Source organism: Corynebacterium bouchesdurhonense (genome assembly GCF_900078305.2).
Lineage (GTDB): Bacteria > Actinomycetota > Actinomycetes > Mycobacteriales > Mycobacteriaceae > Corynebacterium > Corynebacterium bouchesdurhonense.
In genome coordinates this window covers 914,874-938,776 of record NZ_LT546028.1, presented here as the reverse complement: position 1 = coordinate 938,776, position 23,903 = coordinate 914,874, and the positions used below count along the sequence as shown (strand labels likewise).

The 23,903-nt window shown below is 64.7% G+C and carries 23 protein-coding genes and 1 pseudogene; 15 read left to right on the top strand and 9 right to left on the bottom strand.

Annotated features, from left to right (window positions below):
- Position 1: 1 nt before the first annotated feature.
- From ccmA to BN4252_RS09210, 3 genes are all read right to left on the bottom strand, one after another.
- Entirely contained in the window at positions 2–616 is a 615-nt protein-coding gene (gene ccmA, locus BN4252_RS09215; protein ID WP_078056880.1) for a heme ABC exporter ATP-binding protein CcmA, read from the bottom strand.
- The gene (locus tag BN4252_RS11120) at positions 613–2,547 is read right to left on the bottom strand and encodes a hypothetical protein (RefSeq protein ID WP_143341196.1); all 1,935 of its coding nucleotides are present in this window, start codon (positions 2,545–2,547) and stop codon (positions 613–615) included. The genes ccmA and BN4252_RS11120 overlap by 4 nt, the downstream gene beginning before the upstream one ends.
- Before the next feature lie 69 nt (positions 2,548–2,616).
- Positions 2,617–2,910: a lactococcin 972 family bacteriocin gene (locus BN4252_RS09210; RefSeq protein ID WP_078056879.1), complete on the bottom strand. Its 294-nt coding sequence runs from the start codon at positions 2,908–2,910 to the stop codon at positions 2,617–2,619.
- Between the two features lie 221 nt (positions 2,911–3,131).
- On the opposite strand from BN4252_RS09210, the pseudogene BN4252_RS09205 reads away from it, so the two are divergent.
- Positions 3,132–3,482 (top strand): annotated as a pseudogene (locus BN4252_RS09205) (NADP-dependent isocitrate dehydrogenase); the annotation flags it as partial.
- 86 nt (positions 3,483–3,568) lie between these two features.
- Here the strand turns inward: BN4252_RS09205 and BN4252_RS09200 are convergent.
- Positions 3,569–4,228 carry an HAD family hydrolase gene (locus BN4252_RS09200; RefSeq protein WP_066529783.1) on the bottom strand — a complete coding sequence of 220 codons (660 nt, stop codon included), beginning with the start codon at positions 4,226–4,228 and terminating at the stop codon, positions 3,569–3,571.
- Positions 4,229–4,415: 187 nt separating this feature from the next.
- Here BN4252_RS09200 and BN4252_RS09195 point away from each other — a divergent pair, with 187 nt between their 5' ends.
- The 6 genes from BN4252_RS09195 (at position 4,416) to metX (ending at position 10,665) form a co-directional block, all read left to right on the top strand.
- Positions 4,416–5,549, top strand: coding sequence for an extracellular solute-binding protein (locus BN4252_RS09195; RefSeq protein ID WP_078056877.1), 1,134 nt, complete (start codon positions 4,416–4,418; stop codon positions 5,547–5,549).
- Positions 5,549–6,499 carry an ABC transporter permease gene (locus BN4252_RS09190; protein WP_222859815.1) on the top strand — a complete coding sequence of 317 codons (951 nt, stop codon included), beginning with the start codon at positions 5,549–5,551 and terminating at the stop codon, positions 6,497–6,499. The genes BN4252_RS09195 and BN4252_RS09190 overlap by 1 nt, the downstream gene beginning before the upstream one ends.
- Positions 6,484–7,338, top strand: a complete 855-nt coding sequence (locus BN4252_RS09185; protein ID WP_143341195.1) for an ABC transporter permease — start codon at positions 6,484–6,486, stop codon at positions 7,336–7,338. The genes BN4252_RS09190 and BN4252_RS09185 overlap by 16 nt, the downstream gene beginning before the upstream one ends.
- Before the next feature lie 2 nt (positions 7,339–7,340).
- On the top strand, positions 7,341–8,492 hold the full coding sequence (locus BN4252_RS09180; RefSeq protein WP_066529776.1) for an ABC transporter ATP-binding protein: 1,152 nt from the start codon (positions 7,341–7,343) through the stop codon (positions 8,490–8,492).
- Positions 8,493–8,520: 28 nt separating this feature from the next.
- Positions 8,521–9,387, top strand: coding sequence for an alkaline phosphatase family protein (locus BN4252_RS09175; protein WP_078056876.1), 867 nt, complete (start codon positions 8,521–8,523; stop codon positions 9,385–9,387).
- 120 nt (positions 9,388–9,507) lie between these two features.
- Positions 9,508–10,665, top strand: a complete 1,158-nt coding sequence (gene metX / locus BN4252_RS09170; protein ID WP_066529774.1) for a homoserine O-acetyltransferase MetX — start codon at positions 9,508–9,510, stop codon at positions 10,663–10,665.
- Positions 10,666–10,811: 146 nt separating this feature from the next.
- On the opposite strand, the gene BN4252_RS09165 is transcribed toward metX, so the two are convergent.
- A complete protein-coding gene (locus BN4252_RS09165; RefSeq protein WP_066530847.1) occupies positions 10,812–11,126 on the bottom strand; it encodes a DUF3017 domain-containing protein in 315 nt (104 codons plus the stop codon).
- Positions 11,127–11,208: 82 nt separating this feature from the next.
- A complete protein-coding gene (locus BN4252_RS09160; protein ID WP_187370946.1) occupies positions 11,209–12,066 on the bottom strand; it encodes a bifunctional methylenetetrahydrofolate dehydrogenase/methenyltetrahydrofolate cyclohydrolase in 858 nt (285 codons plus the stop codon).
- Positions 12,067–12,097: 31 nt separating this feature from the next.
- On the opposite strand from BN4252_RS09160, the gene BN4252_RS09155 reads away from it, so the two are divergent.
- Complete coding sequence (locus tag BN4252_RS09155) at positions 12,098–13,411, top strand: M20 metallopeptidase family protein (RefSeq protein ID WP_066529770.1); 1,314 nt, start codon at positions 12,098–12,100, stop codon at positions 13,409–13,411.
- Positions 13,412–13,422: 11 nt separating this feature from the next.
- Entirely contained in the window at positions 13,423–13,887 is a 465-nt protein-coding gene (locus BN4252_RS09150) for a tRNA (cytidine(34)-2'-O)-methyltransferase (RefSeq protein ID WP_096877795.1), read from the top strand.
- A gap of 22 nt (positions 13,888–13,909) precedes the next feature.
- Here the strand turns inward: BN4252_RS09150 and BN4252_RS09145 are convergent, their stop codons facing one another.
- Entirely contained in the window at positions 13,910–14,554 is a 645-nt protein-coding gene (locus BN4252_RS09145) for an MOSC domain-containing protein (RefSeq protein WP_066529763.1), read from the bottom strand.
- Between the two features lie 11 nt (positions 14,555–14,565).
- Complete coding sequence (locus tag BN4252_RS09140; protein ID WP_066529759.1) at positions 14,566–17,754, bottom strand: error-prone DNA polymerase; 3,189 nt, start codon at positions 17,752–17,754, stop codon at positions 14,566–14,568.
- 180 nt (positions 17,755–17,934) lie between these two features.
- Here BN4252_RS09140 and BN4252_RS09135 point away from each other — a divergent pair, with 180 nt between their 5' ends.
- The 5 genes from BN4252_RS09135 to BN4252_RS09115 are packed head-to-tail and all read left to right on the top strand — an operon-like array spanning position 17,935 to position 22,265.
- Positions 17,935–18,822, top strand: a complete 888-nt coding sequence (locus tag BN4252_RS09135) for a MetQ/NlpA family ABC transporter substrate-binding protein (RefSeq protein ID WP_066529756.1) — start codon at positions 17,935–17,937, stop codon at positions 18,820–18,822.
- A 39-nt stretch (positions 18,823–18,861) separates the two neighbouring features.
- Positions 18,862–19,746, top strand: a complete 885-nt coding sequence (locus BN4252_RS09130; RefSeq protein ID WP_066529755.1) for a MetQ/NlpA family ABC transporter substrate-binding protein — start codon at positions 18,862–18,864, stop codon at positions 19,744–19,746.
- Position 19,747: 1 nt separating this feature from the next.
- A complete protein-coding gene (locus BN4252_RS09125; RefSeq protein ID WP_066529752.1) occupies positions 19,748–20,779 on the top strand; it encodes a methionine ABC transporter ATP-binding protein in 1,032 nt (343 codons plus the stop codon).
- 23 nt (positions 20,780–20,802) lie between these two features.
- Positions 20,803–21,483, top strand: a complete 681-nt coding sequence (locus BN4252_RS09120) for a methionine ABC transporter permease (protein WP_066530844.1) — start codon at positions 20,803–20,805, stop codon at positions 21,481–21,483.
- Positions 21,480–22,265, top strand: coding sequence for an HAD family hydrolase (locus tag BN4252_RS09115; protein WP_066529747.1), 786 nt, complete (start codon positions 21,480–21,482; stop codon positions 22,263–22,265). The genes BN4252_RS09120 and BN4252_RS09115 overlap by 4 nt, the downstream gene beginning before the upstream one ends.
- Positions 22,266–22,277: 12 nt before the next feature.
- Here the strand turns inward: BN4252_RS09115 and BN4252_RS09110 are convergent, their stop codons facing one another.
- Positions 22,278–23,168, bottom strand: coding sequence for a sucrase ferredoxin (locus BN4252_RS09110; protein WP_066529744.1), 891 nt, complete (start codon positions 23,166–23,168; stop codon positions 22,278–22,280).
- A gap of 117 nt (positions 23,169–23,285) precedes the next feature.
- Here BN4252_RS09110 and BN4252_RS09105 point away from each other — a divergent pair, with 117 nt between their 5' ends.
- Positions 23,286–23,897: an AMIN-like domain-containing (lipo)protein gene (locus BN4252_RS09105; RefSeq protein WP_066529738.1), complete on the top strand. Its 612-nt coding sequence runs from the start codon at positions 23,286–23,288 to the stop codon at positions 23,895–23,897.
- Positions 23,898–23,903 lie beyond the last annotated feature (6 nt).

Here is a 23,903-nt window from a genome sequence, read left to right as displayed (position 1 = left end):
ATTAGAGCTCAACCACCGCATCCGAACTATTCGCAATATATGCAGAATGTGTGGCTACGACGACCACTGCACCACCCCGAGCAAATTGGCGTAGATGCTTGAGAACAAGTTGCGCGTTTACTTCATCGAGGGCCCCGGTTGGTTCATCAGCTAACACAATCTTCGGCTGCGCAAGAATGAGTCTTACCAAAGCAATGCGTTGTTGTTCACCACCAGAAAGCTCGCTCACCGTTCGCTTTTCAGTCCCTCCAAGCCCGACTTCAGTCAGCGCCTCTGCCATCGTCTCGCGGGTGACGCGAGGAACCGCAATCTTGATATTCTCCATCACAGAGAGATCGGGTACCAAGCCGCAGTCTTGGAATAGGTACCCAACGTTAGCTCGCCGAAATTTGCGACGCGCGCCCGAACGCATGGATGCGATGTCGAGCCCCTCAAACTCGATCGTCCCCGAATCCGGCGTAGTCAGCCCACCTAACATATTGAGCAAGGTCGTTTTGCCGCTGCCGGAGGGCCCCGTAAGCGCCGTGATTTGACCAGCCTTAAAGGTGGCCGTAAAAGTTTGCAAAACCGTCCGCTCGCCAAATGCGCAGGATACTTCGCTCACCTGAATTGTCATTGCGGTTCCGCATCCCCTCTAGCATCCCACTGCGACGCAGCTTTGTGCATCAACCCCACAGAAACCACGAACCATACTGCGCCGAAACCTACTACTGCGAAAATGGTGGATGGTGTCCATTGATTTTCAAACCCGATACTCCAAGTTGACGGTACGCGGCTCTCGGCTTGAATCCAATGATCGCGAACCTTATAGAGCAGCCAACCAATCATGGCTAGGAAAAATGCAACTTCGAAACCTACTGCTTCTTTTGCAACCCACCAAGGGCTTCGCCCACAAACATAGGCAACGTGAATTTTGCGCCGGTAAGTAACACGAAAAGTCAGGATAGTGGCTCCGACCAGGACCGTCACAAGCAGGACTGATGCAAAACCATTTAGCCCCCACAGAGCCACATTCTGCTCGGCGGTGCGAATGCTCGCCTGCCATGAGTCTTCACGCGGCCTAGAAAAAGCAAGTGTGTTCCCGGTGGCACCCTTCAAAATTTGCGAAGGCACATCAGGGGAGGCAGTGAGAAGGACTTGCTGGGATACCTTTGACATCAAGTTGTGGTCCCCCAACGGAGCGAGGCCACGCGGGAGGATGACGAGAATCGGGTTATCTACTTGCGGGCGGTAATTTACATCGTAAGTGAATACCGAGCCCAAGCTACAGCTTTCGCGCCACTCTATCTCGGGTGCTGGTTCTTTGGTGTAGCCAGCCTCAAACTCGAGCGAATCCTCGATCACGTTTCTCGAGTGTTCAGACAGCACTTGCGGTGAGCAGACCGTCACAACAGCACCCTCCAACATCGACACTCCCGCCTGTAGCGCGAATTCCTGGTTCACCAATAGAACTGGTGCCTCTAATTCCACGGGCCATGTAATCCAATAAGGATCAGCGAGGAGCACGTCTCCCGCCTCGTCAGCAACCCGGAACGGCACTGCAGTCTCTGTATCTGACCAATCTTCGAAGGCGGTGTTGACATTCAACGCCAACTCTTGCGGCCCACGGTGCGCATCCCACGCCCCCTGCAAGCGGTGACGCGCCTCAAGTTCCGCAGAAAACCCAACCAAGGTTGCAACCACGCTGAGCGCAGCAACCAGGGTCACGCCGCGGACGACGGTCAGGGAATAGAGAATTGGCTGCGCGTGGATCTTGCCCTTGATGGATTGAGGTATCGATGTCCTGCGAACCAGAAACTGCCCACTCAGGTAACCAACGAGCAAACACACAGACAGAATCACGCTGATCGTGAAATAAATTCTCCAAAACACCCAGCTCTCCGCCCACCCGTTGTAGGCATAAAGAAGGCCAGCAACAAGCAGTGGGACTCCGAGGTAGACGATCGTAAGCGCAAATCTTTGGCGCTGAATTTCAATACAGGTCGTTTCTGCGACGCTGAGCCCAAGCAGTCGATGAACACCGACCTCCCGCGAGCGGGCAAGGACATGGCCCGCGCCTAGTACCAGACACAGGAGCACAGATAAGATCAGCAGAATGGGAATTGTCGAGGATGCAAAGATTTCGGAGAAGTAACTGGTAAGAGGCACCCCGTCGAGCCCCTGTTCGGCTAACCACCGCAGCAAGTGCTGCTCGTCCGTCGCAGACCCTTTGATATGGAGAGGTTGCCTCGGATCAGAGTATGGAAAGTCTTCCAGCGGATAAAATATGTCAACTTCCCCGCGTTCAAAGCGCGGCCGTTCCATCCGACCGCTGTCAGGCGGAAGCGAGGATGAGTAGACTCGCTGCTCACCACCAGAGACAGCGAGCGACGAGTAGTTGATCGCGATATCGAAGTCATTACTTCGCGCAAAATCGGCCAGCTCGGAATAGAAACTCGCGCGCTCCGAAGCGGTGCGATCTGATTCCAGATCTGATTCCACCTGTACCCCGTACTCACCCAGGTGACCATCGATCGTTGAGTAGAGCCTCGCGCCGAGGAAAGCCACGGTAGTGGCCAGAATAGCCGTGGCGAATATCCCCACGGCTAATAGGCCTGATTTCAGAAGAGACATGCTCTAGCAATGGCGGTAGAAGGACTCGTTGCCCAGTCCCTTGCGCGGAGCAGTGGCGTGTGACCACACGTTCTTGTTCACACAGCCGCTATCTGACCGAAACTTCCCAACAGCTGTGGAGCCATGCCGGACGCCGTTGTGAAAGTAGTGGGACCACACTGTGGAAGAATCACTGCCGTAATCCCAGGTTCCACCGTCAATGCTGACAATCGTCGCCCCAGCAACACCCGTGCCGGCAAGGGTCAACGCACCCGCCAAAACTGCACCACTGATGCGGTTTCGATTTTGAATTTTCATGGTTCCTCCCTTCGGTAGGTATTCAGAAGCGGAGGGGCTTCCGCCGTGATCCAATTATCAAATTCGGATTTGTGTAATACAAGTAGGAAAACCTACCTTTGTGATTTGCAACACTACCCAATCTCTACATCTTGCCAAGTTTGAGGTCCCAGACACGGTGCAGCGACGGCTGCTCACGCATCTGTACCGCTTCGACGAGCCTTCATCTACCTGAGCACGTCGGCGCCCTCACGGCTGCGCTGGACAAGGCCACCGAGAAGCTTCTCGACGAAGGCAAGTCCCCGTCCCGCAAGGTGGGCGGAATCGACGACCGCGGTTCCCACTTCTGGCTCTCCCTGTTCTGGGCAGAGGCGCTGGCGGCCCAGACCGAGGACGCTGAGCTGGCTTCCGAGTTCCAGCCGATTGCAGCGAAGCTTCGCGAGAACGCCGAGCAGATCGACCGCGAGCTACTCGACGCGCAGGGTGAGCCCGCCGACCTCGGCGGCTACTACTGGCCGGACGAGGCGAAGACCACCGCGGTCATGCGCCCGTCCGAGACCTTCAACGCCATCATCGACGGCATGAAGAACTAGTCGAGCACGCACTGGGCGGCCGGCTGCGGGGGATTGCCCCGCCGCCGGCCGCGCGCGGTTTCGCGAGCAACCTTGGCTAATCCGTACTAGTGCGTATATGCCTGGGCAGCGTGATCCATGGTCTCGAAATGCGCAAGCAACCCGTCCTCATTTCGCAGATGGGGCCCGATACCCACCGCTTGGATGCCGGCGGCGCGAAGCGCTTCGACGCCCGCTCGAGAGTCTTCGAAACCGACGATCTTTTCTAGCTCCACTCCGATCTTGCGTGCCCCAAGGAGAAAACCCTCCGGGTCCGGCTTTCCGGCCTTTACGTCTTCAATTGCGACGCTTCGATTCCCGAGCTCGGACAGCCCCGCAGCATCTAGACCACGCTGCATCAATTGGCGGAACGTCCCCGTCACTATCGCCAATTCTTTGCCCTCGAAACGCAAACGTTGGACAAACTGCACCGTTAGGGATGAGATCGTGGGGCGCTGTTCGATAGCACTCGCGTATGCGGAGCTCAGACGTTGAATCATCTCATCGATGTCTCTCGAACCCCGCTCCAAAAGAATGCGCTCAGCAATGTCCGGATCAGAAAGACCCACCAAACTGTCGTACTCACCCGGTGCGAGTCCTTCAAGCCCCATGTCGACGAGCGCGGTTCCGTAGGCTTCCTCCAAAATCCGCTCGTCGTCGCTGAGCGTGCCGTTGTAGTCGAAAAGTATCCCCTCCGCCCGACGCAGTTCCTGAATAAATAGATCCATTTCCCACCTTCTTCACGTGAGCCTTAGCAACCCGCCCATTTAACCTGCGTTTTGGTCGTGGCACCTAAAGAAAAGGAACTGTTCCCCGCGGTGTCACGTCTTTGACACCGAAATTTAACTATCAAGTGCGACTTTTAACGAGCTGGCTAACCCCTGCCAGGTGTCCCACCTTCCGGAAAGGTTCCCCATGCTGTTCAACAAGAATTCCCGGTCTGTCAAGATTTTTGCAGCCGGCGTCGCAGTCGCATCCTCGCTCTCCCTCGCAGCCTGTGGCGACAGCTCCAACACCGCTTCTTCTGCAAACGTCGGCACCACCACCGAGGATATCGCGAAGCTGGCTGCTGAAGAGGGCGAGGTGCGTCTGATCGCCTACCCGGAGTCCTGGGCCAACTACAAGGGCCACTTCGAGGAGTTCTCCAAGAAGTACAACGTGAAGGTTACCGTTGACTCCCCGGATGCATCCTCCGCGGAGGAGCTCCAAGCCGTACAGAACCTGAAGGGCCAAAGCACCCAGCCGGACGTCCTAGATATCGGTTACTCTTTCACCTCCCCGGCAGAGCAGCAGGGTCTGGTCGAGGCCTTCAAGCCGTCCAACTGGGACGAGATTCCTGACCAGTTCAAGGATCCTGAGGGCAAGTGGGTTTCCGCCTACTACGGCGTTATCGAGTTCGGTGTTAACACCAACAAGGTGAAGGACGTTCCGACCTCCTTCAAAGACCTGCTAGACCCGAAGTACAAGGGCCAGATCGCACTCTCCGGCGACCCGCGTCAGGGCGCTTCTTCCATCGCAGGTGTCTTCGCTGCGTCCCTCGCAAATGGCGGCTCCCTCGACGACATCGAGCCGGGCGTTGCCTTCTTCGAGGAGCTTTCCAACTCCGGAAACCTCGTCTCTATCTCCGACCCGGCCGGCGCGCTGACTACCGGGGAGGCTGCAATCGTTCTGGACTGGAACTACAACTGGGCCGGCCGTGAGGAGCAGCTGGAGCGCGATGGCGTGAAGCTGGAGCGCGTCGTTCCCGCCGACGGCGTTTTCGGTAACTTCTACGCTCAGCCGTTGACCATCAACCCGCAGCACCCGAACGCGGGCCGCCTGTGGATCGAGTGGCTCAACTCCGATGAGGGTGCCGAGCAGTACGCACGCGGCGCCGCAATTCCGACCCGCTTCACTCAGCTGGCGAAGGACGGCAAGCTGTCCCAGGAAGCTCTGGACAAGCTGCCGGACCCGTCCATCCTCGAGAAAGTCCAGGTTCCGAACGTGGAGCAGGGTGACAAGGCCAACCAGGTCATCGCAACTCAGTGGGCACAGCGGGTGCGCAACTAATGTCCAGCGCCATTCCCTCTACTGAGCGCGCGGTTGAGCCGCAGTCTGCTCCCAGGGTTGATGTGGATGGCAAAACGGAAGAAAAGGAACGCAAGTCGCGCGGAGGACGCGGGTTTAACCTCGCCGCGCTCGGCGCGCTGCCCTACTTCCTCTTCGTGTTCGTCTTCCTCATCCTCCCGATTTTGGCAAACACGCTGCGTTCGTTCCAAGACCCGCAGGGGAACTTCTCGTTCTCAACGATGGCCGAAGCCATCGGCCCGAACTATCGCGGGGCGTTCGTCCTGACGTTCAACTTGTCGTTGTTCACGGCTGTGGTTGGCGGGTTCTTCGGTGTCATCCTCGCGTGGGCTCTCACCCACCAACAGCGCCCGAAGAAGTTCGCCGGACTCATCAACAGCTTCTCCGCCCTTGCAGCCCAGTCGGGTGGTGTTGGTCTGGCGTACGCCTTCATCGCGTTGCTCGGTACCGAAGGTTTGCTTACCGTTGCGATTTCCCAGGGTTGGCCGGGCTTCCGGAATAGCTTCTCCCTCACCAACTTCTGGGGCGTGTCTTTGGTGTACCTGTATTTCCAGATCCCTCTGATGGCGACGTTGATGCTGCCCGCGATGCAGGGCGTGCGCAAGGAGTGGTACGACGCAGCTTCTTCGCTAGGCGCGACACGCAGCCAGTACATCAAGGACGTTGTCATTCCCGTTCTTTGGCCGGCGATGCTCGGTGCCCTGCTTCTCCTCTTCGCCAATGCGTTTGCCGCCTACGCCACGGCGTACGCCTTGGCTGGCGGCTCCCTCAACCTGGTGCCGATCCTCATCGGCTTCTTCATCAGCGGCAACGTGCTACTCAACCCCGGACTCGCCGCGGCTTTGGTGACGTGGATGATGATCATCATCATCGCCGCCATGCTGCTCCGCGTCGCTCTCACCCGAAGGAGTGAACAGTGGCTCAGCCAGTAACTGTCGCGCCGGCCGAGGAGGTTATGGACCCGGCCGCAACTAAGCCGAAGCGCCGGGAAAACGCGAACAAGACCTCCGGTGCCTCGCTGGCTATCCTCATCGTCGCAGCCGTCTACTTTGCCCTCCCTTGGGTGGCGGCAGCGATCTTCGGCTTCACCCGCCCCGGTACCGGGTTCACCACAGACCCGCTCGCCGAGACGCTCACCCACCCCCGCGCAGGCGGGGCAATCACAAACACACTTCTTCTGACAGTTGCTACCACCGTGCTGATGCTGGTTCTGCTTGTTCCTACAATCATCTTCCTGAACCTCAAGGCTCCGAGGATGGCCAAGTGGGCGGAATTCCTCTCAGTTCTTCCGCTGGTCGTGCCTGCAGTCGCGCTCGTCAACGGCGTTTCTGTGTTCTTCCGACCGTTCGCTCCGGGCGTACTGACCTCGATGTGGATCCTGGTTCCGCTTTACGTGATCAACGCGCTGCCGTTGTGCTACCGCGCAATTGATGCGGGTGTGAAGGCTCTTGATCTACGCACGATGTTCTCCGCATCATCGTCACTCGGCGCAACCACTTGGCAGACGCTAACCGGCGTGGTACTCCCGAACCTTCGCGTTGCAATGCTCTCCGCTTCGCTGCTCTGCATCGCGATGGTTATTTCGGAGTACGCGATCGCATCCCTCCTCCTCCACTACACCTTCCCCGTGTACATGGTGGAGATCTCGCGGACGAACCCGCGTGGCATCGCTGCACTCTCCATGTTCGTGATGATCGTCACCTGGCTGCTGCTCAGCGCGATTTCGGCGGCATCCAACATCTCTCTGAAGAAGAATAGGAAGACCGTTTAATTATGTCTGAGCCTTTTGTGATCCTTCGGGATCTTGTGAAGTCGTACGGTGACAAAACAGTTCTGCGTAACTTCAACTTGTCCATCGGCCAGGGAGAAATGGTTGCTCTGCTCGGCCCTTCTGGCTGCGGTAAGTCGACGTCTCTGAAAATTTTGGCTGGCCTAGAACAGGCTGACAGCGGCGAGGTCATCATTAACGGCCGCGAAGTATCCGACCTCCCGACGCGCAAGCGCAACTTGGGCATCGTGTTTCAGGCATACTCGCTCTTCCCCCACATGGACGCCGTGGACAATGTGGCCTATGGCCTGAAGATCCGCGGTGTGGATGCCGGTGCTCGTCGTAAGCGTGCGGAGGAGCTCATCGAGCTTGTAGGCCTCCACGAACACGCTGCGAAGTACCCGGGCCAGATGTCGGGCGGCCAGCAGCAGCGTGTCGCGTTGGCTCGTGCGCTCGCGGTCGAGCCGGAAGTGCTGCTTCTCGACGAGCCGCTATCAGCCCTCGATGCAAAGGTGCGTGTCCAACTCCGCGACGAAATTCGTCGTATCCAGCTGCAGGAGGGCATTGCCACGTTGATGGTTACCCACGATCAGGAAGAGGCACTGGTCATGGCCGACCGAATCGGTGTTATGAATCAGGGCGTAATTGCTCAGATTGGCACTCCGACTGAGATCTACCGCCACCCGAACTCCCCGTTCATCTCCTCTTTCGTCGGTATCACCAACCGCGTCCCTGGCATCGTTCACAACGGCAAAGTGAATGTGATGGATGTCGAGATCGAGATCTCGAACAAGGACATGCCGGTCGCCGAAGGCGAAACTGTCATGGCGCTGCTCCGTCCGGAGGAAATCAACCTTCGAACCGACATCCCGGGCAACTTCACGGTGATGGACGTTCAGCTGCGCGGCATTTTCTCCGCAGTCATGCTGCAACACGATGCCTACCCAGAACTGCTGCGCGTTGACGTTCCCACGCAGCTGGCTGACAACATCCGCCAAGGTCAGCGCACCGCCATTGAGTTGACCAACCGCGAGACGGTCATCGATACGCCGACCCCGAATGAAGCCGGAGTCGCAGAGACGCTGTATACGGACCGCCCGCTCGGTACCGCACCGACGCTTCGCGCAGGTGAAACTCGCGCAGCGGAACAGCCATAGAACAACCTGAGTGAAAGGACACGCCTGAATGCTGATCCCGTCTAACGAACCGACCACCCAATCTCCTGCGGAAAGGGGGGGCCCGCGTCCGATTCTGATTGTCGGGCTTGATGGCACTCGTTGGGACCGTGTCACACGCGAGGATGTCGGCAAGACACTTCCTCGGCTGGCCGAGGAAGGCGCGTTCTCCCTAATGACAATGGAAGTGCCCACGATTTCCGCTCCTGGGTGGGCTTCCATCCTGACGGGCGCATCTCACGCGGAGCACGGCATCGTGGACAATTCCATGGTGGGCAGCAACCACTGGCGCTACCCGGATGTCCTGTCTCAGGCGTTCTACCGCGACACCACAACGAGAACCTTCGTGGCGGCTGGGTGGCCGGTGCTGGCGGACCCGGCTGGCCTCGGTCCAATCGTCCACTTCCGAGAGGAGCAGATTAAGGCCGGGTTGCATCGGGTGGTGGCGCGCGACGGCGAGACACACGGCTATATCTCTGCAGATGCGGAGTGCGTGGACTACGCCCACGCAGCTCTACGCGGCCCCGGTTTTGACGCTGGGTTTGTTTATTGCTGCGACGTGGACGACGCGGGTCACATCTATGGTGCCCTTTCGGACGAGTACAGCGCCGCCATCCGCCGCGTTGACGGACATGTCAGCACTCTTGTCGAGGACGTGAAGTTCCGCTACGAAACTTTTGACGAAGATTGGCTCATCATCATCACTACCGATCACGGGCACGTTGACGAGGGTGGACACGGGGGCGATTCCCCAGAGGAGCGAGCGTCCTGGGTCATTGCCTGGGCTCCAAGCGGGAACGTTCCTGTTTGGGGTGAGAGTATTGAGCCAGTCGAGCTCACTCCACTGATTCTGAAGGAGCGTTACGGCAGCGCTTAGCGCGCTAGATCAATGCAAAGAGACGGCCACCTTAACGGTGGCCGTCTTCTTCTCATCATTGGAGGAATTTTATATAGACAGCTTTGTTCGGAGGTGAGCCCGTTGCCTACCATTGACCCCATGTCTACACCCACGTTGCAGACCCTCCCCGACGGCGGAAGCCCGATTGCGATACCTATCGGCGATATCACCACCGAGGCCGGCGTCACCATCGGCGGCGTGGAAATCGCTGCGCAGCGCTGGGGCGAATTTCGGGGCGACCCGGACGGAACGAACAACATCCTGCTCGTGGAGCACGCGCTGACCGGCGACTCCAACGCCGCCGAGTGGTGGTGCGAGGCGGTCGGGCCGGGCAAGGCCCTCGACACCGACGAGTGGTGCGTGATCTGCACCAACGTGCTCGGGTCCTGCTACGGCTCCACCGGGCCCGCCTCGGAGCACCCCGACGGCGGGGCGTGGGGATCGCGCTTCCCCGCCATCTCCATCCGCGACATGGTCGCAGCCGAGCGGGCGATGCTGGGCGCGCTGGGCATCGGGCGGGTGCACGCCATCATCGGCGGCTCCATGGGCGGCGCACGCACCCTGGAGTGGACCCTGCTGCACCCGGAGCAGGTGGATTACGCGCTGGTGCTGGCGGTCTCCGCGCGCGCCAGCGCCTGGCAGATCGGCATCCAGACCGCGCAGATCACGTCCATCACCCAGGACCCGGCGTGGCGCGGCGGCAACTACCACGCCACCGGCGAGCGCCCCGACGCCGGCCTGGCGGCCGCGCGCCGGCTGGCGCACCTGACCTACCGCGGCGAGCTGGAGATCGACGAGCGCTTCGGCACCGCCGCCCAGTCCGGCGAGAACCCCCTCGGCGCCTTCCGCGAGGACGGGCAGCGCTTCGCCGTGCAGTCCTACCTGGAACACCAGGGCCGCAAGCTAACCGAGCGCTTCGACGCCGCCTGCTACGTCACCCTCACCGAGGCGCTCAACCGTCACGACGTGGGGCGGGGCCGCGGCGGGTTGAACAAGGCGCTCGCCTCCTCGACAGTGCCGACCATGATCGTTGGCGTGGACACAGACATCCTGTACCCCTACCACCAACAGGAGCACCTGTCCCGCAACCTAGGCAACCTGATGGCCATGTCCAAGCTCTCCTCCCCCGTCGGCCACGACGCGTTCTTGGTCGAGGCTCGCCAGATGGACCGGATCCTGCGCAACTTCATCGCGCTGACGCGCGAGACCCCCTCTGCCCGGGACGCAGCCGTGGCCCGCGGCGCCTACAACATCTAGACGCCCCCTGGGTGTGGCTCTCGCCCCTGTGGGGCCCGGGTCAAAGTCTTGTCCCGGGACGTCCATGAATATTTCATAATCCGTGGCGCCTGAGCCTAAAACCCCAGGAAGGTGAAAGATTTATCTAAATTCATGGCCAGGCCGGCTTACGAACCCAGCGAGTCAACCGACCAAGACAGCCACATCATGGCAGCGCCGAGCGCCACGCAGAAGCAGGCGTCGAAGCGGCGAGAGCGCACCGCTAGCAGCCCGATCACCTTGGAGTCGCAGGTCAGGCGCATGACCGCCAGCCAGAACATCGCCGCGCCGAGGGTGAAGGTGGCGCGCCGCCAGTGCTCCGTGGCGGAGAAAACCGCGGACGCCGCGAAACCCGCGCAGAAAACGGCGATCATCGCCCGCTGGGCCCACCGGGGCAGCGGCGACGGGCGGTTTGCGATGTCGTGAGGGTTGTCCAGCGTCAGCCCAGACGACAGCCCGGGCGACAACCCGGACGGCAGACCGCGCGACAGCCCCGCTGACCGGCCCAACGGCGGCCCGGGCGTGCTAGGCAATCCCCGCCTCGCGCTCGGCGCGCTCCACAATGTTGCGCGCCAAGAACGTGCGCGTCATCGGCCCGACGCCGCCCGGGTTGGGCGAAACCCAGCCGGCCTTCTCCCACACGTCGGGGTGCAGGTCGCCGACGGTTTTGCCGTCGACGCGGGAAACGCCGACGTCGAGAAGCGCGGCGCCTTCCTTGATCATGTCCGCGGTGATCATGTGCGGCTTGCCTGCTGCCGCGATGATCACGTCGGCACGGCGGGTCTCGGCGGCGAGGTCCTTCGTACCGGTGTGGCACAGCACGGTGGTGGCGTTCACGTCGCGCGAGGTGAGCATCAGCGAAATGGGCCGCCCCACGGTCACGCCGCGGCCGATGACGCACACCACCGCGCCGTCGAGCTCCACGCCGAAGCGCTCGAGCAGCTTAATGGAGCCGTTCGGGGTGCACGGCAGCGGCGCAGGCTCGTTCAGCACGAGCTTGCCCAGGTTAACGGGGTGGAGGCCGTCGGCGTCCTTATCCGGGTCGATCAACCCGAGCACGCGGTTCTCGTCGAGGTGCTTCGGCAGCGGCAGCTGCACGATGTAGCCGGTCACGGCGTCGTCGGCGTTGAGCTCGGCAATCACCTGTTCGAGCTCCTCTTGGGTGACGTCGGCAGGCAGCTCCTTTTGAATCGACGCAATGCCCAACTCCTCGCAGTCCTTGTGCTTCATGCGCACGTAGTTCTGGCTGGCGGGGTCCTCGCCCACGAGCACGGTGGCCAGGCCCGGGGTGATGCCGCGCTCCTTCAGCGCCGCCACGCGCTGGGTGAGGTCCGCGAAAATCTCCTCGCGGTAGAGTTTTCCGTCAAGTTTGATCGCAGTCACGCGCCTCAGTTTAGGCAATACGATGGGGCCCATGACGAACTCCTTGCTTGACACCTTGCACAATGAGATCGATTCCGCCGCCCGCGCCGTCGCCGAGGATGTGACGGCCTGGCGCCACCACCTGCACCGCAACCCCGAGCTGCCGAACCGCGAGGAGGAAACCGCGGCGTTCATTGCCCAGCGGCTGGACGAGTTCGGCATCACCGACATCACCACGGGCATCGCAGGCCACGGCGTGGTGGCCAGGATCCGCGGCGCGGGCGCGGAGAGCGAGCGCACTGTCTTGCTGCGCGCCGACATCGACGCACTCCCGGTCAAGGAGGATTCCGGAGAGGACTTCGCCTCCGACAAGGTGGATACCGAGTACCCGGGTGGGCCGTTCCCTGTCGCCCACGCCTGCGGCCACGACGCGCACACGGCGATGCTGCTCGGCGCGGCAAAGGTTCTCCACACCCTGCGCGACCAGTTCGGCGGCGAGATCGTCCTCGTGTTCCAGCCGGCCGAGGAGGGCGCACCCCAGGGCGAGGAGGGCGGCGCCTCGCGGATGGTCGAGGAGATGGAGCAGCGCGGAATGTTTACCCCAGAACCTTCGATGGCGTTCGGCATTCACGTCGCGCCGCTGCCGGTGGGGGCGATGGCGTACGCGCGCGGGATCCAGAATGCGGCATCGGAAACGGTGAAGATCACCATCACCGGCAAGCAGGTGCACGGCTCCGCCCCGTGGCAGGGCATCGACCCGATGCCGGCGGTGGGCGATGTGCTGAGCAACATCGGCCAGATCTATCGGCAGGTGGATCCCGAGGAGCGCTTTTCCATTTCCTTCGGCCACGTTGTGGACCAGGGCCGGTTCAACATCATCGGTAACCAGGTCGAGCTCTGGGGCACGGTGCGTTCGCTGCGCGCGGAGGTTGTGGCGGATATCAACGCGCGCATCGAGCGCTACGTCGAGCACCTTGCCGCCGCGCACGGGTGCACGGGTTCGGTGGAGTTCTTCGACGAAGTGCCTCCCGTGGTCAACGAGCCGGCGTGGGTCGATGCCATCCTGCCGGTGTACCAGCGGGTGGTGGGAGACAAGCCGGTGATCGAGGTCCCGTCGTCAATGGGGTACGACGACGTCTCCGAGTTCATCTCCCGCTTCGGCGGCGTGTACGCGCTGCTCGGCGGCCAAAACTTCACGTTTACGGCTGAGGGCGGCATCGAGCCTGCCGAGGGCGATGACCGCGGGTTCGTCCCCAACCACAGCCCGCAGTTCTACGTCAACGACGATGCGCTTGCCTACGGGGTGCGCCTCCACGCCCACGTTGCGGTGGACCACTTGCTGGGTGCGCTCAGCGCCGGGGAATAAACTGCTCTGCCGTGCTGCACATCATCTTCGATAACCCCGTCATCCCCGGCAACACGGGCAACGCGATCCGCTTGACCGCGAATACGGGGGCGGTGCTGCACCTAGTCGAGCCGCTCGGTTTCAATTTCGATGACAAGCACCTCAAGCGCGCGGGGTTGGACTACCACGACCTCGCGGATGTGCAGATCCACCCGGATTTGAGCACTTGCTTGTCGACGCTCCCTTCCAGCCGCGTCTTCGCCTTCACCACCCAAGCCCAGCACTACTACCACGAGGTGGAGTACCGCGACGGTGACGCGCTGCTGTTCGGCACCGAGCCCACCGGCCTGCCCCACGAGCACGCCCACCACCCGCGGGTGACCGAGCGCCTGCGCATCCCGATGCGCCCGGGCCGCCGCTCGATGAACCTGACCAACTCGGCTTCCGTTGCGGTATTCGAGGCCTGGCGCCAGCTCGGCTTCGCCGGCGCGGTGTAGCTGCGGGGTTTAGCTGCGCTGTTCAGCCGAACTGCTTGTCCCAGCGCTCCTGGTAGAGCGGCGGGAGGATCCGCAGCTCCCACAGCTCGCGCGCCAGGTCCCTGTCGCCCATCCACGCGGCGAAGGCGTGCCCCATGGTGAACCCGTGTGCGGGGGTGTCCAGGACCTCGATCGCGTCGCCGGGGCGGATAGTGCCCGGGGTGATGACGCGGAAGTAGCTGCCGCAGTCGCCGGATTCGGTGAAGCGGCGCACCCAGCCCCGCTCCCCCAGCCACGCGGCGAAGGTGCGGCACGGCGTGCGCGGTACGGACACCTCGAGCTCCGCCTCGCCGACGCGGAACCGCTGGTTGAGCACCGCATCCGCCCACACGATGCCGGAGGTGGTGAGGTTCTCGCCGAACGCGCCGTTGGGCAGCTCGCGCCCGAGCTCGCGCCCCCACTCGTCGAGCAGCTCCCGCGAATAGGCGTAGACCGCTTTCTGCTGCCCGCCGTGGTGCTTGGTGTCCCCGATGAAGTCACCCTCCACGCCCGAGCCGTCGCCGTAGTTGGGGCCGGGGGTGGCCACCCGGATGCTCGCCGCGGGGACCTTGTGGATGCCGCTTTGGCGTTGCTGCCCGCCCGGCTCCGGGCGGGGCGCGGCGACGTTGGTGGAGACGACTTCAGCCATGCGCCCCAACGCTAGCGGAAGTCGCGGGAGCCCCGTGTGAGCCACTGCCCCATCTCTAGCGGCTCGAGCCGATCCGCCACCACCGACACCGCGCCCGAGGCGTTCTGGACGATCCCGCGCACGATCATCGCCTTCGCGGTGCGCGCCAGCACCTTCTGGCGGTTCCACAAGCCCACGGAGATGACCACGTTGATCAGTCCCGTCTCGTCCTCAAGGCCGAGAAAGGTCACCCCGCCGGCGGTAGCGGGGTGCTGGCGGTGCGTGATCACGCCGGCAACGCGCACGCGGGTGCCGTCCTCCACCCCCAACAGCTGGTCGGCGCGCAGGACGCCCGCCCCGGCCAGGCGCCCGCGCAGCATCTCCACCGGCATGGCGCCGGGCGTGACGCCGGTGGCCACCACGTCCGCCGCCATCAGCTCGAACGCGTTCATACCGGGCAGCGCCGGGGCGCTGATCGCCGACATACCCGGCAGCATGCCCTCGCGTTCCGTGGCGGCGATCCCCGCCTGCCACATCGCCTGCCGGCGGTCCACGCCGAAGCAGTCCAAGGCGCCTGCGCGCGCCAACGCCTCCACGTGCTCCACGGTGAGGTCGGCCCGGCGCGCCAGGTCCGGGATGCCGGTGAACGGCTGCGCCGCCTCGATGCGGTCCGCCGCCGCGGCGCCCACCCCCCGCACCAGGCCGAGGCCCACCCGGATGGTGCCGCCGCGCTCGTCTCCGTCGAGGCAGCGCGCCTCGCGGCCGGACTCGTTGACGCACACCGGCAGCACCCGCACGCCGTGACGGCGCGCGTCCTGGATCAACGACTGCGGCGAGTAGAAGCCCATCGGCTGCGCGCGCAGCAGCCCCACGCAGAATTGGGCCGGGTAGTAGCGCTTGAACCAGGCGGAGAAGTACACCAGCGAGGCGAAGGATTGCGAGTGGGATTCCGGGAACCCGTACGCGGCGAACGCGACGATCTTTTGCCACAGCCGGTCCGCCACTTCCGCGCCGATGCGGTTGGTCTCCCAGCAGCCGTCGAAGAAGCGCTGCTTGAGCGCCGCCATCTTCTCCGGCGATCGCTTCGCCCCCATCGCGCGCCGCAGCCCGTCCGCCTCGCGGCCCGAAAAGCCCGCCGCGTCCACCGCCACCTGCATGAGCTGCTCCTGGAACAGCGGGATACCCAGCGTTTTGCCCAGCGACTTCTCAAGCACCGGGTGGTCGAACTCCACTGGCTCCAGCCCGTCGCGCCGGCGCAGGTAGGGGTGGACGGATCCGCCCTGGATCGGCCCGGGGCGGATCAGCGCCACCTCCACCACTAGGTCGAAGAAGCGGCGCGGTTTCAGCCGGGGCAGCGTGCCCATCTGCGCGCGGGACTCCACCTGGAACACGCCCACGGAATCGGCGCGGCAGAGCATGTCGTACACGCGAGCGTCGTCAAGCGGGAGCTCCCACAGGCGCACCTCGCGGCCGGTGGTGTCGCGCACGAGGTCGATCATGTGGTGCAGCGCCTCGAGCATGCCGAGGCCGAGCAGATCGAATTTGACCAGGCCGGCGGAGGCGCAGTCGTCCTTGTCCCACTGCACCACCGAGCGGTTTTCCATCCGCGCCCACTCCACGGGCACCACGTCTGCGATCGGGCGGTCGCAGATGACCATGCCGCCGGAGTGGATGCCCAGGTGGCGCGGCTGGCCGCGGAACTCGGCGGCGAGCTCGGCCACGGCGGCCGGGGGTTCGGCAACCTCCTTCGACCAGCTGTCGGCGGCGCCCTGGGCGTAGCCGAGGGCGCGGGCGGCGTCGCGGATCGCGCCCTTGCGGCGGTAGGTGATCACGTTGGCCACCTGCGCCGCGTTGTCGCGCCCGTAGCGGGCGTAGACGTACTGGATCACTTCTTCGCGCCTGCCGGATTCGATGTCGATGTCGATGTCCGGCGGCCCGTCGCGGTCCGGGGACAAAAAGCGCTCGAACAACAGCCCCGCCTCGATCGGCTCGACGTTGGTGATGCCGAGCGCGAAGCACACCGCGGAGTTCGCGGCTGAGCCGCGCCCCTGGCAGAGGATGTTTTCGCGGCGGCAGAAGTCCACCAGGTCGTGCACGATGAGGAAGTAGCCGGGGAAGTTAAGCTCGTCGATCACCCCTAGCTCGTACTCGATTTGGGCCATTGCTTGCCGACGCACCCTTTGCCCCCGCGCCGCATACCGCACCTGCGCGCTACTGAGGGTCAGCACCCGCAGGTGGCTCATCTCGTCGTGGCCCTCGGGAGTGGGGAAGGCGGGCAGCTCCGGGGCGACCAGGTTCAGCGTGAAGGCGCACTGCGCGGCCAGCTCGGCGCTGTAGGCCAGCTTGTCCCCGCAGCCGGGCAGCATGGCCAGCAGCTGGTCGGCGCTGCGCAGCCAGTTCGCCCCCATGGGGTGGAGGTCCCCGTGCGCCTGGGCGAGCGACTCGCGCCGCGCCAGCGCGCGCTTCGCCGCGGCGAGACGGGCGGCGTCGCGGGTGGCGGCGGCGGGCACGGCGGTGACGATGGCGGGCAGCCGGCGCCCGCGCGCATCGCTCACGGCGTCGAGGAGGGCGTGGTGGTCCGCGTCCTCCGGGGTCATGGAGACCTCGTACTCCAGCACCACGTTCGCTTCCCCGAAGCTGTCGATCACACGGTCGATCTGCCCGCCTTCTTCGGCCCACCGCCAACCCGCCAGGGCGACGCACGTACCGCCGAGGCGCTCCCCCACCAGCTCCAGCGGCGGGTAGGCCACCTTGCCCTTCTCGCGGGTGGCCATGTGCGCGTCGGCCATAAGGTGGGACAGGCGCTTGTACCCCTCGGGGCCGCGGGCGATGACGGGGAGGACGGGGGCCCCGGGTGCGTCGACAAGCGAAAGCTCCGCTCCGAAGACGGTGCCGATCCCGGCGGCGGCCGCGGCCTCGGCGAACTTCACCGCGCCGTAGAATCCGTCCCTATCCAGCAGGCCGAGGGCGGATATGCCCAGCTGGCGGGCGCGCTCGACCAGCTCCTCCGGGTCGCTGGCGCCGCCGAGGAAGCTATAGGAGGACACGGCGTGCAGCTCCGCGAACGGCTGCGCGGGCGGGCGGGGCGGCGCGGGCGTTGCGGGCGGCCGCGCGGCGGGCGTGCCCGTGTGCCCCACCGGCACCGGCGCGGGGCCCGGGCGGCCGGAGAGGATGCGCTCGAGCCGCGACCAGGACAGCGGCTCTCCCCCGTTAAATCTCACGTCGGCAACGTTACCACCGTTCGCACCTGTGTTCTAGTCCCGGCGGCCGCGGCCAGAGGCGGCCCGGGCGGGTGCGACAGACAGCTCTGTTAGCGCCGCGGCGCGAAAATAGACTAAGCGGTATGCGGGGTGCTAGATTCGTGCGCGTCATCAATTTTTCCGCAGCATAAGGAGACCCCCATGCGCGCACAACGTTTCATCGCGGCAGCCGCGGCGGCCACGCTGGCCTTCACCGGCCTCACCGCCTGCTCCAACGAGTCCGAGGACAACGCCGCCGGCGAAAACGGCAACGTCACCGTCCGCATCGGCACCACCGACGCGGACCAGGAGGCGTGGTCCGTCTTCTCCGACCTCGCCGCGGAAAACGGCATCGACCTGGACATCGTCCAGTTCTCCGACTACCCGCCGGTCAACGAGGCGCTGGCCCAGGGCGAGATCGACCTGAACAAGTTCCAGCACATCCTCTACCTGGCCAAGTACAACGCCACCTCCGGCAACGACCTCAAGGTTGTCGGCTCCACCGAGATCTACCCGCTGGCGCTGTTCTGGAAGGACCACACCTCCCTCGACGGCATCGAGGGCAAGGAAATCGCCATCCCCAACGACGACTCCAACCAGGGCCGCGCCATCAACGTGCTGGTCCAGGCCGGCCTGGTCACCCTGAAGGACGGCGCGGACCCGCTCGCCCCGGCCCCGGCCGACATCGACGCGGCCAAGTCCAAGGTCACCGTCGTGCCGGTGGACGCCTCCCAGACCCCGTCCGCCTACAACGAGGGCCGCCCGGCCATCATCAACAACTCCTGGCTGGACCGCGCGGGCATCGAGCCCTCCGAGGCCATCTTCCAGGACGACCCGGCCTCCGAGCAGGGCGAGCCGTACATCAACATCTTCGCCTCCCGCGCCGAGGACCAGGACAACCCGACCTATGTCAAGCTCGCCGAGCTGTGGCACGACGCGAAGGTGGCCGAGGCCGTGCAGAAGGACTCCCGCGGCACCGCCGTGGAGGTCGAGCGCCCGGCGAACGAGCTCAACGACATCCTCGCCCGCCTCGAGCAGAACCAGAAGTAGAACCAGAAGTAGAAGCAGAAGTAAAGGAAACGCACCACTATGCGCGCACAACGTATCGCCGCGGCCGTCGCGGCAGGGCTGATCGCGGTCTCGGGGGCGGCGGCGTGCTCCTCTGGGGAGTCGTCGACAAGCAACAGCTCCGACACGGTGACCGTGAAGATCGGCACCACCGACGCTGACCAGCAGGCCTGGACCGCCTTCGCCGACAAGGCGGAGGAAGAGGGCATCCACCTGGACATCGTGAAGTTCTCCGAGTACCCCACCGTCAACCCGGCGCTGGACGAGGGGCAGATCGAGATTTCCAAGTTCCAGACCATCAACTACCAGGCCCAGTACAACGCGTCCGCGGGCAAGGACCTGCGCATCATCGGCTCCGGCGAGATCAACATCCTCGGCCTGTTCTGGAAGGGCCACGACTCCCTCAACGGCATCGACGGCGCCGAGGTGGCCATCCCCAACGACCCGTCCAACCAGGGCCGCGCCATCAACGTGCTCGTCCAGGCCGGCCTGGTCACGCTGAAGGACGGCGCGCCGACGCTCACGCCGACCCCCGCCGACATCGACGCCGCCAAGTCCAAGGTGACCGTCGTGCCGGTGGACGCCGCGCAGACGCCGAACGCCTACAACGAGGGCCGCCCCGCGGTGATCAACAACAACTGGCTCTCGCGCGCCGGCATCGACCCGGCCAGCTCGGTCGCGGCCGACGACCCGAACTCCGAGCTCGCCGAGCCGTACATCAACGTCTTCACCGTCCACGGCGAGGACCTGGACAACGAGACGTACAAGAAGCTCGTGGAGATCTGGCACTCCGACGAGGTCACCCGCGCGCTCGACGAGGACTCCAACGGCACCGCCGTGCAGGTTGAGCGCTCCGCAGACGAGCTGAACGCCATCCTGGACAAGCTTGTGAAGGAATACAGCTAAAATGTCTCAGACCGGCACCCGGGTGGAATTCCGGGACGTGAGCAAGGTCTTCCGCACGGGCGGCCGCGAAGTCAAAGCGGTCGACGGCGTGACGCTGACCGTCGAACCCGGGGAGATCCTCGGCGTGATCGGCTACTCGGGTGCCGGCAAGTCCACGCTCGTGCGGCTCATCAACGGCCTCGACACCGCGACTTCGGGGCAATTGCTTCTCGACGGCACCGATGTCGTCGGCCTCCCCGAGAAGGACCTGCGCGGCATCCGCCGCAACATCGGCATGATCTTCCAGCAGTTCAACCTGCTTTCCTCGCGCACCGCCGAGGGCAACATCGAGTACCCGCTGCAGCTGGCGGGCATGGGCAAGGCCGAGCGCCAGGCGCGCGTGGCCGAGCTGCTCGACTTCGTGGGCCTGGCGGAACGCGGCAAGAACTACCCGGAGCAGCTCTCCGGCGGGCAGAAGCAGCGCGTGGGCATTGCGCGCGCGCTGGCCACCAACCCGTCGCTTTTGCTTGCCGACGAAGCCACCTCCGCGCTCGACCCCGAGACCACCGAGGAGGTCTTGGGCCTGCTGCGTCGCGTGAACGAGGAGTTCGGCATCACCATCGTGGTGATCACGCACGAGATGGACGTGATCCGCGCCATCGCCGACAAGGTCGCCGTGATGGAGAACGGCCGCGTGGTGGAGTACGGCTCCGTCTACGACGTGTTCTCCAACCCGCAGACCCACGTGGCGAAGCGCTTCGTGTCCACCAGCCTGCGCAACACCCCGAACGAGGTGGAGGCGCGCGAGCTGCTCGACGCCGCCCCGGGCCGCCTCTTCACCGTCGACCTGAAGGAGAACTCGGGTTTCTTCGGCGCGGCCGAGGCGGCGCGGCGCAAGGGCGTGTCGGTCCAGCCGGTGCACGCCGGCATCACCACGCTGCAGCAGCACTCCTTTGGCAAGATGACGGTGCGCCTCACTGGCGACGACGCCGCCATCGACGAATTCCTGTCCACCCTGCAGCGCACCACTGACATCGAGGAGATCGCGCGATGACGAGCACCGTGACGACCAGCACCGTGAACCAGTTCATCCTCGCGGAGGCGAATTGGGACCGCCTCGGCCCCACCTTCGCCAGCGCGATCGGCGACACGCTGTGGATGGTGGCCATCACAATGGTGGTGGGCGGCTTCTTCGGCCTCGTGCTCGGCGTGTTTCTCTACACCACCCGCCCGGGCGGCATCCTGCAGAACCGCGCGGTGTACACCCTGATCAACGTGGCGGTGAACTTCTTCCGCCCGATCCCGTTCATCATCATGATCGCGATGCTGTACCCGATCACGCTCGCCGTGGTGGGCACGACAATCGGGCGCGGGGCGGCCACCTTCGTGATGTGCTTCTCGGCCACCTTCACCGTGGCGCGCATCGTGGAGCAGAACCTGGTGGCCATCGACCCGGGCGTGATCGAGGCGGCGCGCTCCATGGGCGCCGGCCCGTGGCGCATCATCCGCACCGTGATCCTGCCGGAGGCGCTCGGCCCGCTGATCCTGGGCTACACCTTCATCTTCATCGCCGTGATCGACATGTCCGCCATGGCGGGCTACATCGGCGGCGGCGGTCTTGGAGACTTCGCCATCGTCTACGGCTACCGCCAGTTCGAGCCGCAGGTCACCTGGGCCGCGGTGATCGTAATCGTGGTCATCGTGCAGCTGGCGCAATTCTTGGGCAACTGGCTGTCCAAGAAGGTTATGCGCCGGTGAAAATAGCGGCGTTCGACTTCGACGGCACGCTCCACTTCCCCGGCCGCGGGCCTGGAGCAGCGTTCGACCGCCCCTCCTTCGCGGCCATCGATGCCTGGCGCAACGCCGGGCATCTCGCCGTTTGCGCCACCGGGCGATCCGGCACCGCCCTGACCCACGGCCTCGGCGGGCCGGCGGACGCCTTCGACTACCTGGTGCTCTCCAACGGTGCCGTCGCCGCCGCCGCTACCGGGCGGCCAGACCCCATCTTCTCCTACCCGCTCGACCCCGCGGTGCTCGAGGCCGCCGTGGACGAATACGAGCACCGGGACGGCGCGGCGGTTTTCGCCACCACCGACGGCGACGTGGACGGCGTCTTCGCCGACAACACGGGCGCAACGTCCAGCCTCACCGGCCACTTCACGCCCATGACCCGCGCCGACATCCCACTGCACCGCTTCGCCGTGGTGCCGCTGTGGATCCCGCGTGATGCGGCCCTGCGCGCCGAAGCGGTCGCGTGGGCGCGTGGGCTGGGCGATGTCACCGTGGCGCAGAACCACACCTACGTAGACATTATGGCGCCGGGGCGCAGCAAGGGCGCCGGTATCCTCGAGCTGCTGGCGGCCCTCGGCATCGACCGCGGCGGGGTGGAGCTCTACACCTTCGGCGATTCCTGGAACGACCTGCCGATGCACGCGATCGCCGACGTCTCCCACAGCTTCCCCCACTCCCCCGCCGAGGTGCGCGCGGCCACAGACCGCGTCATCGGTTCGGTGGCGGAGGTGCTGCCCACCTACATGTAGCAGGGGGCATTGCTACTCGACGCCCGGCTCCACGCCCTCCGCCACCCACACCTTCTCCCGCTTCGGCGCCTGACCGCACGAGGCAACCACGCCGTCCACCTCGCGGCGGCGCAGCGACACGGTGTAGGCGCGCTCGCCCGACCGGACGGTGACGGTTGCGGTGTCGTCTGCTGTGTCGGGTGCGTCGACAAGCAACTGCCCGATAGCAACCTCCTCCCCGGCGCGCGACAGCTCCGCCGCCACCGCAATCTCCGCGACCTGGGCCGGCGGGGGCAGCGTGCCCCGGCCGCGGTTGCCGGGGACGAAATACCGGCCGGCCAGGGCGTGGTCGATCATCGCGCCCGCGGCGGCCTGCGACATGCGCCCGAAGCTGTACGCCCACGGCATGAGCAGCATCGTCGGCGCGAAGCGGTGGCCCTTGATGTGGGAGGTCTCCCACACCACGTCGTCGCTGCGCTCGAGCTCGCGCACCAGCGAGCGGCCCTTCACCGCGCAGCAGCGGTCACGCTTGCCGTGCGTGCACACCAGGACCAGCGGCGTGTCGCGGCGCTGCGCCCCGTTGTTGCCCGGGCCAGAGAGGTCGAGATCGAGCACCGCTCCCGGGCCGTCCACGTGCAGTACCTCCGTGACCGCCTCGTCGGCGAAGACGAGGTAGACGTGGTGGTCCGGGATGTCGCGGCGCTCACGGCTGGAGTGGCGGATGAGCAGCAGCGTGGCGTTGTACTGGGCCAGGTGCGCCTTCAGCTTCGCGCTCAGCTCCGCGCCGAGCGTGTCCCCGTCAAGCACGTCCCGGCTCCACGGGCCCGGCCACTCGAGAAGGACGTACGTGGAGCCCGTCTTCGCGGTCCCGGGCAGCGGCTCGGCCTGGGCATCGGAGCAGAACACGTCGGCGGGGTTAGTCATGCCTTACATAGTAACTGCCCGCGCCGAGGCGGCGGCTGGTCTAACAGTTTGGTAACCATTTGCGGTTTCGCGCCCGAAGGTTTGGTGCGGGCGGGGCGGGTGGATAACGTGAGGCGGGTGTTGAATCGAAATGCCCGCAGCCGCGCCGCGGCCGCCGCCGCCCTTGTGGCGCTCGGCGTCGCGGGGTGCGACGCGGGCGCGGACGGTGCCGGCGCACCGGTGATGGCGTCCGTATCGGGTGTGTCGGGTGTGTCGGGCGGATCGGGCGGGTCGAGCACGGCGCTGCGGCCGCTCGGCACCGCCGACGCAGCCGCCAAGACGCAGCGACCCTCCGAGCCGGCGCAGCTCGCGGTGGCCGGGGTGCGCGTGGGCAACCACGAGGGCTTCGACCGCGTGGTGCTGGACCTAGTCGGCGATGGCGAACCTGGCTGGTTTGTGGATTACACGCCCACGCCAATGCGCGCGACGGTGGGCAAGGCCCTGCCGGTGAGCGGCAACGCCTTCTTGAGCATCAACGTCGACGGCACCGTCTACCCCTTCGAGCTGGGCCTGGATTCCGAGGTGCCGGTGGAGTCTGCGGGCAACACCGGCAACATCGTTGACGTGGTGCACGGCGGCACCCACGAGGGCCGCAGCCAGGTGGTGGTGGGTCTGCGCTCCGAGACGCCGTACTCGGTGCAGGTGCTGCAGGATCCGAAGCGCCTCGTGGTGGATATCCTGCAGGCTTAGTGCACC

What these genes read in the sequence shown, in the direction of transcription:
- BN4252_RS09130 (WP_066529755.1), top strand. Translation starts at nt 18,862, where the DNA reads ATGCGCGCACAACGTATCGCCGCGGCCGTCGCGGCAGGGCTGATCGCG.
- BN4252_RS09200 (WP_066529783.1), bottom strand. Translation starts at nt 4,228, where the DNA reads ATGGATCTATTTATTCAGGAACTGCGTCGGGCGGAGGGGATACTTTTC.
- BN4252_RS09110 (WP_066529744.1), bottom strand. Translation starts at nt 23,168, where the DNA reads ATGACTAACCCCGCCGACGTGTTCTGCTCCGATGCCCAGGCCGAGCCG.
- BN4252_RS09195 (WP_078056877.1), top strand. Translation starts at nt 4,416, where the DNA reads ATGCTGTTCAACAAGAATTCCCGGTCTGTCAAGATTTTTGCAGCCGGC.
- BN4252_RS09190 (WP_222859815.1), top strand. Translation starts at nt 5,549, where the DNA reads ATGTCCAGCGCCATTCCCTCTACTGAGCGCGCGGTTGAGCCGCAGTCT.
- BN4252_RS09175 (WP_078056876.1), top strand. Translation starts at nt 8,521, where the DNA reads ATGCTGATCCCGTCTAACGAACCGACCACCCAATCTCCTGCGGAAAGG.
- BN4252_RS09155 (WP_066529770.1), top strand. Translation starts at nt 12,098, where the DNA reads ATGACGAACTCCTTGCTTGACACCTTGCACAATGAGATCGATTCCGCC.
- BN4252_RS09135 (WP_066529756.1), top strand. Translation starts at nt 17,935, where the DNA reads ATGCGCGCACAACGTTTCATCGCGGCAGCCGCGGCGGCCACGCTGGCC.
- BN4252_RS09145 (WP_066529763.1), bottom strand. Translation starts at nt 14,554, where the DNA reads ATGGCTGAAGTCGTCTCCACCAACGTCGCCGCGCCCCGCCCGGAGCCG.
- metX (WP_066529774.1), top strand. Translation starts at nt 9,508, where the DNA reads ATGTCTACACCCACGTTGCAGACCCTCCCCGACGGCGGAAGCCCGATT.
- BN4252_RS09210 (WP_078056879.1), bottom strand. Translation starts at nt 2,910, where the DNA reads ATGAAAATTCAAAATCGAAACCGCATCAGTGGTGCAGTTTTGGCGGGT.
- BN4252_RS09180 (WP_066529776.1), top strand. Translation starts at nt 7,341, where the DNA reads ATGTCTGAGCCTTTTGTGATCCTTCGGGATCTTGTGAAGTCGTACGGT.
- ccmA (WP_078056880.1), bottom strand. Translation starts at nt 616, where the DNA reads ATGACAATTCAGGTGAGCGAAGTATCCTGCGCATTTGGCGAGCGGACG.
- BN4252_RS09125 (WP_066529752.1), top strand. Translation starts at nt 19,748, where the DNA reads ATGTCTCAGACCGGCACCCGGGTGGAATTCCGGGACGTGAGCAAGGTC.